General features: G+C 70.0%; 8 protein-coding genes. 4 read left to right on the top strand and 4 right to left on the bottom strand.

Annotated elements, in window-relative coordinates; genetic code table 11:
- Positions 1-822: alpha-L-arabinofuranosidase C-terminal domain-containing protein (locus tag VFF46_RS16335; protein WP_325037973.1), on the top strand; the 822-nt coding region annotated here is incomplete at its 5' end.
- 95 nt (positions 823-917) lie between these two features.
- Here the strand turns inward: VFF46_RS16335 and VFF46_RS16330 are convergent.
- The 3 genes from VFF46_RS16330 to VFF46_RS16320 are packed head-to-tail and all read right to left on the bottom strand — an operon-like array spanning position 918 to position 5,440.
- Positions 918-2,006 (bottom strand): Gfo/Idh/MocA family oxidoreductase, encoded by a 1,089-nt coding sequence (locus VFF46_RS16330; protein WP_325037972.1) that lies wholly within the window; start codon positions 2,004-2,006, stop codon positions 918-920.
- Positions 2,007-2,064: 58 nt separating this feature from the next.
- Positions 2,065-4,779, bottom strand: coding sequence for a helix-turn-helix transcriptional regulator (locus VFF46_RS16325; protein ID WP_325037971.1), 2,715 nt, complete (start codon positions 4,777-4,779; stop codon positions 2,065-2,067).
- A 16-nt stretch (positions 4,780-4,795) separates the two neighbouring features.
- On the bottom strand, positions 4,796-5,440 hold the full coding sequence (locus VFF46_RS16320; protein ID WP_325037970.1) for an HAD family hydrolase: 645 nt from the start codon (positions 5,438-5,440) through the stop codon (positions 4,796-4,798).
- A 37-nt stretch (positions 5,441-5,477) separates the two neighbouring features.
- Between VFF46_RS16320 and VFF46_RS16315 the strand changes: the two genes are divergently transcribed.
- The gene (locus VFF46_RS16315) at positions 5,478-6,497 is read left to right on the top strand and encodes a DUF4037 domain-containing protein (RefSeq protein WP_325037969.1); all 1,020 of its coding nucleotides are present in this window, start codon (positions 5,478-5,480) and stop codon (positions 6,495-6,497) included.
- Complete coding sequence (locus tag VFF46_RS16310) at positions 6,494-7,537, top strand: enolase C-terminal domain-like protein (RefSeq protein WP_325037968.1); 1,044 nt, start codon at positions 6,494-6,496, stop codon at positions 7,535-7,537. Before VFF46_RS16315 ends, VFF46_RS16310 begins: the two co-directional genes overlap by 4 nt.
- Here VFF46_RS16310 and VFF46_RS16305 read toward each other — a convergent pair.
- Positions 7,506-9,020 (bottom strand): sulfatase, encoded by a 1,515-nt coding sequence (locus VFF46_RS16305; RefSeq protein WP_325037967.1) that lies wholly within the window; start codon positions 9,018-9,020, stop codon positions 7,506-7,508. The two genes, VFF46_RS16310 and VFF46_RS16305, sit on opposite strands and share 32 nt — an antisense overlap.
- 78 nt (positions 9,021-9,098) lie before the next feature.
- Between VFF46_RS16305 and VFF46_RS16300 the strand changes: the two genes are divergently transcribed.
- On the top strand, positions 9,099-9,550 hold a 452-nt coding region (locus tag VFF46_RS16300; protein WP_325037966.1), incomplete at its 3' end, for an acetylxylan esterase.

The following is a 9,550-nucleotide window of genomic DNA, read 5'->3' as shown; positions in this document are numbered from 1 at the left end:
CGGGAGGCGTGGGACCACATCGACTACCTGACCCTGCACACCTACTGGCCGTTCGACCCGGCCACCGAGGACGGCGACTACACCCGGGTGCTCACCGGTCCGTACCGCGCCGAGTCCGCGATCGTCGCGATCCAAGGCCTGGTCGACCTCGTCGCCCGCGAGAAACCCGGTATGCCGAAACCCGCGCTGGCCTTTACCGAATGGAACTGCGCCGACGCCACCCGCTTCGAGATGAGCCCGACGTGGCGCCCGGGCGAGACCCGTTACCGTACGGTCGACGCCCTCGCGGTCGCGTCCTTCCTCAACGTCATGCAACGCCGGTCCGCGAGCGTGACACTCGCGAACTTCGCTCAAACCGTCAACGTGGTCGGCGCCCTGGTCGTCACCGACGACCAGGTGGTCCGCGAGACCGTCTACTGGCCACTACAACTGCAACGCCACCACAGCGGCAGCCTCTCGCTCCCCGGCGACACCCACTACGCCTCGCCGCCCGGGGACCTCCCCGCCCTCGACATCAGCGCCTCCACCGACCCAGGCAGCACCACCCTCTGGCTGTCCGTCGTCAACCGCGACCGGGACTCAGCCCACCTCACGCTCAACCTTGGCCGCCCCCTGCTGACCCACGTGGTCAAACTTCACCAACTCCACACCGAAGACCCACTGACCAAGAACACAACGATCGACCCTGACCGCGTACGCCCCCACTCAGAGCGCACAGAACTCGACGACAACCAGACCCTGGTCCTCCCACCCAGCTCGTACTCGATCATCGAAGTCACCACAACCACTCCGGTGTCGAGCATTTCGGGGGTTCACCTCTGAAATGGCCGTTTGGCAGCTTGCCTGCACGTGGTGAACAGGCCATCTCAGAGGCGAACCTCTCAAACGGGGAGGACGTCGGCGTTCCGGGCGGGGTGCTAGCTGTGGCCGTAGTCGGGCACCTGGATCTCGGCGCCGCCCTGCAGAGCGGACTCGTGGGCGCAGATGCCCGGCGCGGTCCAGGTCGCCGCCGTCCGGGCGTCGACGCGGGGCGTGCGGTGGGCGACGATGCTGGAGACGAACTCGTGGACCAGGTGCGGATGTGACCCACCGTGCCCGCCGGTGGTGAAGGGCCGTAGTACCTCCGGTAGCAGCTCCGGAGCGCCGGTCGGCTCGACATCGGTGACGTGTACCTCCCGACCGCGCCGAGGAGTGGTCAGCGGGGGCATCCGGAACTCCTTCATCGGGCCGCCCTCCAGTTGCGGCCATTCCAGCGCGCCCTCGTCGCCGTACACCGAGAATCCTTCGAGGTAGCTCCGTCCGAGCTGGAAGAACGACATCGTCACGTTCGCCACCAACGCGTCGTCGCCGGCCAGCGTGAACAACCCGGCCTCGGTGCCGAACCCGTCGCCCGCCACCCCGACGTGATCCGGCGTGAGCCGACTGGACCCGACGCATCGCACGGACTCCACCCGGGTGTCCGCCAGCGCCAGCGCGGGGGAGAGGGCATGCGTGACGTAGTGCATCGGCGGGTAGCCGCGCCAGTACTCCGGGAATCCGTCGAGGTTCTGCAGATGGTCGCCCTTGAAGTAGCTCAACCGCCCGAGCGCACCCTCGTCGAGGAGTCGCTGCGCGAGGAAGAACTCGCGGGAGTACACCGCGGTCTCCATCATCATGTAGTTCCGCCCGGACTCGTCCTGCGCCGCGATCAACGCGTCCAGGTCGTCCAGGGTCGTTGCCATCGGCACCGCGGACGCGCAGTGCCGGCCGGACCGCAGTACCTGCTGGACCTGGCCGGCGTGGAACCGGACCGGTGTCAGTAGATGTACGGCGTCCCAGCCGTCCGCGGCCAGCGCGTCCTCGAGGGACGCAAACCGGTCTGCGATCCCGAGCCGGTCCGCGACGGCCGCCGTACGGACGGGATCCGCATCGACCACCGCGACCCGGCCCACGTCGGGATGCGCCTGGTAGATCGGCGCGAAGTCCGCCCCGAACCCCAGTCCGACCACGATGACATCGATGCTCATACCGGATCCTCCTGCCGCCGACGGATACGCCAACTCTGCCCGGTCGCGGCCCGCGGTGCTACCGGGCGATCGCCGTGCGGAGCTGGCGGCGGGAGGTGATGCCGAGTTTCGCGAAGGTCTTGCGGAGGTGCCACTCGACGGTGCGGGGGCTGATGAAGAGCTGGGCGGCGATCTCCGGGTTGGTGAGGCCGTCGCGGGCCAGGCCGGCGATCTGGGCTTCCTGGGCGGTCAGGTCGTTGGTGGTTTCGGGCGTACGTTTGCGGACCGTTTCGCCGGTGGCGAGGAGTTCGTGGCGGGCGCGGTCGGCGAACGCCTCGGTGCCCATCGCGGTCAGCTGCTCGTGGGCGGCGCGGAGGTGTTCGCGGGCGTCCTGGCGGCGGCCTTCGCGACGGAGCCATTCGCCGTACAGGAGTTCGGCGCGGGCGGACTCCAGGCGGAGGGCGGTCCGGCCGAGGTGGTCGATGGACGCGCGGTACGCCGTCTCGTCGTTGCTGAGAAGGGCCCGGGCGCGGGCCTCCAGGCCGCGGGACCAGTCGGTCGGGGCGGCGGCGACGCGGTCGGTGAGCCAGGTGAGGGTGGTCTCGACGAGTTTCGGGTCGCCGGTTCTGGACGCGGCCTCGGCGAGTTCGCCGACGACGAGGGCGCCGTACGCGACCGGGTCCTGTTCGAAGACCTGGAGTGCCGCGTCGCGCGCCGTCTCGTAGCGGCCGAGGCCGTTGTTCAGCAGGGCACTCGTGTACGTCGCGATCGCGGTCATCCGGCCTTGTTCCTGGGCGCGGGCCTCGCGGATCATCGCGTCGATCAGCGGTTGCGCGGCGGACTCGTCGCCGCGCAGCGCCGCGAGCTGCATGGCGCCGATGCCGAGCACCCGGTTGCCGGAGGCCGCGGCGAGCTGCCGTTCCTCCTCGACGTACGCCGCCGCGGCGGTCAGGTCACCGGTCATCGAGACGACGTTGGCGCGGAAGTTGAGCGCCCACTGGAGCTGGACGAGGGCGCCGTTGGCGCGGGCGACACGTTCGTGGCGGGCGGCCAGTTCGAGGGCTGTGTCGAGATCCCAGAGGTCGATCGCGACGATGCCGCTCGCACGGTTTCCGGCCAGCCAGAGCCAGCCACGCTCGTCCTCCGCCGCGCCTGCCCGAGCCTGCTCGAGGGCCTTGACCAGCTGCGGCGCGGCGACGGCGTACCCGCGGGTGAACCGCAGTGCGAGCGCCTGCAGCAGCAGGTCACCTCTCGGGCCTGACGGCGGGGGCGTGCTGGAGGCGACTTCGGTGAGGATGCCTGGGGTGTCGGGGCCGGCCGCCCAGATGGCGGCGGACATTGCTTCGAGGTAGGCGACGCGGGCCTGCTCGTGGTCGTGCGGCTCGAGCTGTCGGGCAGCCGCGACCAGCGTACGGGCGGCCTCGGCGGAGTGGCCCCGGTCGAACGCGATCTCGCCGCGCAGCCGGGTGATCTCGGCGTCGCGGACCGGGTCCGGCGGGCCGGCCGCGGCGCCGGCCAGCAGATCGAGCGCGGAGTCGAGGGCTCCGGCGCTGCGTTTGGCGGTCGCGGCGGCCAGTGCGCGGTTCGCCCGCAGGGCCGGGTCGATCGTCAGCGCCGCCGACCGCTCGAGAAAGGTGCCGGCGGCAAAGAACCCGCCGCGGGCACGCGCCCGTTGGGCGGACCGTTCGAGGTCGGCGGCGACGTCCTCGTCGGGCGTCACGGCCGCCTGCGCCCGGTGCCACGCTCGCCGGTCCGGGTCGGTCTCGGGGTCGGTCACCGCCGCCAGCGCACGGTGTACGGCGAGGCGCTGCTGCGGGGTAGCCGTCCGGTACGCCGCCGACCGTACCAACGGATGCCGGAACCGGATGTGCTGGTCGAACGTGATCAGCCCGGACGCAACCGCCTCAGCCGCCGCGTTCGGGCCGAGGCCGAGGTGTTCGGCTGCGCGCCAGAGCAGGGTCGGGTCGCCGACGGGCTCGGCGGCTGCGGTCAGGAGGAGGAGCCGGGTGTCGGTGGGCAGGCCTTCGAGGCGGCGGGCGAAGCCGGCCTCGATTCGCCCGGCGAGGGTGCCGGCCGCGAGGCCGTCGGCGAGCTCGGCGGCGGTCCAGGCGCGGGGGAGTTCCAGCAACGCGAGCGGGTTGCCGCGGGTTTCGGCGACGATCCGGTCGCGGACCCGCGGGTCGATCGGGCCGGGCAGCACCGACTCCAGCAGCGCCCGGGCGTCGGCGTCGTCCAGGCCGTGGATCGGCAGCTCGGTCAGTCCGCCGAACTCGTGCTCGATCCCGTCACGGACCGCGAGCACCAGCACCACGGACTCGGCCGCGAGCCGCCGGGCCACGAACGCCAGGATCCGCGCGGACATCAGGTCCAGCCACTGGGCGTCGTCGACGACACACAGCACGGGCTGTTCGTTCGCCGCGTCGGCGAGCAGGTTCAGTACGGCGAGCCCGATCAGGAACCGGTCCGGCGTCGGGCCACTCCGCAGCCCGAACGCCGTACCGAGAGCTTCCCGCTGCGGCTCCGGCAGCCGGTCGACGTTCTCCAGGAAGGGCAGGCAGAGCTGCTGCAGACCGGCGTACGCGAGCTCCATCTCGGACTCGATCCCGGCCGTCCGGGTGATCCGGCAGCCGTCGGCCCCGGCGACCAGCGCATCCAGCAGCGCCGACTTCCCGACCCCGGCCTCACCGGTGAGCAACAGCACCTGACTACGCCCGGCCTTGGCCTCGCTGATCAGCCCATCCAGTACTTCGGTCTCCCGCCGCCGACCACGCAGCTCCCGATCGCCCTTCCCCACTGGGGCAGCCTAGCCCTCAGGTGTCCAGTAGCCGCAGAGCCTCCGTGATGGAGCCTGTGACCGGTGCGCCCGTCGTGAGCAACGCCTCACGGGTCATGGCGCCGGTAGTGACCAGGACACACTCCGTACCGGCTGCTTGCGCCGCGTTGGCGTCGTCGACGACGTCACCGATCAGTACGACGGACGCCGGGTCCAGCTGCTGCTCCCGGAGGTGGCGGGCCAGGCTGTCGGCCTTGGAACCGCCCCCGATCTCACCGGGCAGCCCGTCTACGCGCGTGAAGTACTGCGTGAGCCCGTACTGCTCGACGGTCGGTGTGAGCCGCGAGTGGAACCACATCGACAACAGCGACTGGGTCCGCCCGCTGGTCGCACAGGCTCGCAGGGCGTCGTGTGCGCCGGCTGCGAGTTCACACGTGTGCAGGAGCGCGTCGTACCGGTCGTGGTACAGCTTGTCGACCTGCGCCCACTCCTCCTCGTCGAGAGCGCGCTGCAGGACCTGCTCGTAGGAGAGCCGCATCGGGCGCGCGTACGCGGCCTGCCACTCGCTCCAGGCGAGCGCCGGCCTCCCGAACCCGGTGCACACCTCGTTGACCGCGGCCAGTACCGCGTGGTTGTCGTTGAGGAGCGTGCCGTTCCAGTCCCACACCACATGCGAAATCACGGGCCTCACTGTAGTGCGGGGTGAAAGGATGGTCCGCATGCCTTTCGTCACTGCGCAGGAGCTCTCGGCCGGCTTCTACACGGAGGTCGTCGGTCCCGCAGTCGGCAGTACGAGTCACGCGGCCGGTCTGCTGGGCTGGGGCTCCGATGTGCTCGGCTACGACACCACACGGTCGATGGATCACGACTGGGGTCCACGGCTGGTCGTTCTGGTCGACCAGACCGAGGTAGAGCCTGTGCTGAAGCGGATCGAAGCTGCGTTGCCGGACGAGTACCGCGGCTTCCCTGTCCGCTTCGGCTCATCTGTGCACGCAGTGGAGCACCGCGTGACCGTAGCGTCGCTGAGTGACTGGCTACGCGGGCACTTGGGTTTCGACGCGTCGCAGGGGATCAGTGTGGAGGACTGGCTGGTCACACCGCAGCAGCAGTTCCTCGGTGTGGTGAAGGGACAGGTGTACGCCGACGACGGTCGGCTCGCGCCCGTGCGTGCAGCTGTGGCCTGGTACCCGGACGAGGTCTGGCGGTGGCTGATGGCCTGCCAGTGGGCCCGGATCGCGCAGGAGGAGCCGTTCGTGCAGCGGACCCACGAGGTCGGCGACGAGCTCGGGTCCCAGGTCGTCGCGGCACGGCTCGCCCGCGACGTGATGCGGCTGGCGCTGCTGCAGTCGCGACAGTATGCGCCGTACACGAAATGGCTCGGTACGGCGTTCGCGCGGCTGAAGCATCCGGACGGGCTGGACACGGCGCTCGCGGAAGCGGTTGCCGCGGGCAACTTCGCGGACCGGGAGCGCGCGCTGGTGACGGCGTACGAGCTGGTCGGCGGGCGGCACAACGCGCTCGGGATCACCGCCGAGCTCGACCCGGTGCCGCGGCCGTTCTTCGACCGTCCGGCGCAGGTCCTCGACGCCGGGCGGTTCGCCGAGGCGTGCCACGCGACGGTGGCGGACCCGCAGCTGAAGCGGGTCGGGCCGATCGGGGCGATCGACCAGTTCGTGGACAGCACCGACGTACTGAGCAATCCGTCCGCCTACCGCCGGCTCAGAGGGGTCTTCCAGTGACGTTGCCGCAGCACACGATCAGCTCGATCACGACCGTCCAGCTCGGGTACGAGTACCTGCGCACGATCGGCCGGAACTCGTTCCTCGGCAGTCACGGGAGTGGCGGCAGCATGACGGCGTACGTCGTGGAGACCGACCGCGGCGCGACCGGCTGGGGGCTGCCGTTGTCGGACGGCGATCCCGGGCCGCTGATCGGGCGGCCGTTGGCGGACCTGATCGATCCGGAGCGCGGCGTGGTCGACCCGGCGGCGGAGTTCCTCGACTATCCGCTGCACGACCTGGCGGCGCGGATCCTCGACGTACCGGTGTACGCGATGCTCGGTGGCGCCGGGTCGCCGCGGGTGCGGTGCTACAGCGGCGGCATCTACTTCGACGACCTCGAGGGCGGGCTGGACGCGATCCGCGCGAACCTCGCCCAGGACCACGCGTTCGGGTTCCGTGACTTCAAGCTGAAGATCGGCCGCGGTCACCGCTGGATGGAGCCGCGGGCCGGCCTGCAGCGCGACATCGAGGTCACCCGGCTGACCCGCGAGCTGTACCCGGACGCCGCGATCCTGGTCGACGGCAACGACGGCTTCACGTTGAACGGCCTGTTGGAGTACCTCGACGCCGTGGCGGACTGCGACCTGTACTGGATCGAGGAGCCGTTCCCGGAACGCCGTCCGGACCTGCAGGCCCTTCACGAACGCGTGCCGGCGTTGCCGAGGATCGCGGACGGCGAGTACGACCCCAACGTGCAGCACGTGCTGTCGCTGGCCGCTGACGGTCTCATCGACGTAGCCCTGATGGACGTCATCGGTCACGGTCTCACCGCTTGGCGTCACACCATGCCGCTCTTGAAGGCAGAGGCATCACCGCACGCCTGGGGCCTTCCGTTGAAGACCTTGTACGCCGCGCACCTGTCAGCCGGCCTTGGGAACACCCCCATCATCGAAGGTGTTCCCGGGCCCAACGCCTACACCCTTGAGGACGGCCACGTACTCCTCACCGAGGAGCCCGGCTTCGGCCTCACACTTGACCGCGCTCTGGCAGGTGCTTGAGGTACTCCGCTACCTGGGCCAGCGCCTTCTTGTCGGCCCAGGACCACGAGGGGGCCGGCGTTGACGGGCCCTCGTACGGCAGGTCGGCGTACTGCGCCTGTAGCTCGCTCAAGCGAGTGGTCAGGGCTGCACGGGTCTCGGCGTATGCAGGGTCGTCGGCGACGTTCACCAGCTCCGACGGGTCCTTCTGCAGGTCGTACAGCTCCCACTCGGACTCGAACAGGCGGTCCGACGACCCCGGCACGCCCAGACCGGCGCCGTAGTAGTGGATGAGCTTGTAGTCCTTCGTCCGTACGCCGTAGTGCGCCGGGGCGTGGTGGATCGGGTCGTCGTGCTCCCAGTACCGGTAGTAGACGGCGTCCGGCCAGTCCGGCACCTCCTCGCCACGCAGCAGCGGCAAGAAGCTCCGGCCCTGAGACGTGGGGAGTGCTGACGCAGCATCCAGCCCCGCCATCTCCAGGAACGTGGCCGCGAAGTCCACGTTGGTCACCATCGCGTCGCAGGTACTGCCGGCCGGGATGACGGACGGCCAGCGGATCATCATCGGCATCTGCAGCGACTCGTCGAACATCAGCCGCTTGTCGAACCACCCGTGGTCGCCGAGGAAGAAACCTTGGTCCGAGGTGTAGACCACGACCGTGTTCTCGGCCAGCCCTTCGGAGTCCAGTACGTCGAGCAGCCGGCCGACGTTGTCGTCGATCGACTGGACGCACTGCAGGTAGTCCCGCAGGTAGCGCTGGTACTTCCACCGCATCCGCGCCTCCCGGTTCTCCGGGCCGCGCAGCTCGTCCGGGAGCGTCTCGTTGAGCTCCTCCGCCGCCAGGTCGTCCGCGACCGACATGTGTACGCCGCGGACTGCCTGGCTACGGGTGCTGTGGTCGTCGAACAGCGTGCTCGGCTCCGGGATCGAACCGACCGGGTAGAGGTGCCTGTGCTTCTCGTCCGGCACCCACGGCCGGTGCGGTGCCTTGTGGTGCACCAGCAGCAGGAACGGGCGCTCCTTGTCCCGCTGCCGGATCCAGTCGATGCTCTGGTCCGTGACGATGTCCGTCGCGTACCCGGGCACCGTCTCGGCGCCGTCCGGCCCGATCATCAGCGGGTCGACGTAGTCGCCCTGCCCGGGGAACACCCGCCAGGCGTCGAAGTTGCGCGGCGCGGACTCCGGCTGCTCGCCCAGGTGCCACTTGCCGAACAGCGCCGTCTGATAGCCGGCCTCCTGCAGCACCTCGGCGATCGTCGGCACCCGGTAGTCGATCTCGGTCCAGATCGACGCGACCCCGTTCACATGACTGTAGGTCCCGGTCAGGATCGAGGCCCGCGACGGCGAGCAGATCGAATTCGTGCAGTAGGTCGCGTCCATCCGCACCCCTTCCTGGGCCAGCCGGTCCAGGTACGGCGTGGTGTTGACCCTGCTCCCGTACGCCGAGATGGCGTGCGCGGCATGATCGTCGGACATCACGAAGACGATGTTCGGAGTCGGCATCAGTCCACCGTAGTCCAGCCGCGGCCGGATCTGGACACCGCTTTCCTGGGGGCGCCGCCGGGCGTAGGTTTAGCGGTCATGGCCATGTTCGACCTTTCCCTCGACAAGCTCCGCGAGTACCGGCCCGAGGTGGCCGCGCCCGCCGACCTGGTCGACTTCTGGCGCCGCTCGATCGAGAAGGCGCGCACCGACGACCTGTCCGCCACGTTCACCGCGATCGACAACAAGCTCGCGGTCGTCGACACCTACGACGTCACCTACGCCGGCTTCGGCGGCACTCCGGTGAAGGGCTGGCTGCACGTGCCGGCCGGTGCCGAGGGACCGCTGCCGACCGTGGTGCAGTACCACGGCTACAGCGGCGGGCGCGGCCTGCCGCACTCGACCACCCTGTGGGCACAGGCCGGGTACGCGCACTTCGTGATGGACACCCGCGGCCAGGGCTACAGCCAGGGCGGCTTCGACAGCACCCCGGACGACACGCCGTACGCGGGTATCAACCACACGCCCGGCTTCATGACCCTGGGCATCAC

The organism is Kribbella sp. (genome assembly GCF_035655035.1).
In the GTDB taxonomy this organism is placed as follows: domain Bacteria; phylum Actinomycetota; class Actinomycetes; order Propionibacteriales; family Kribbellaceae; genus Kribbella.
This window is presented reverse-complemented; position numbering and strand designations above follow the sequence as displayed.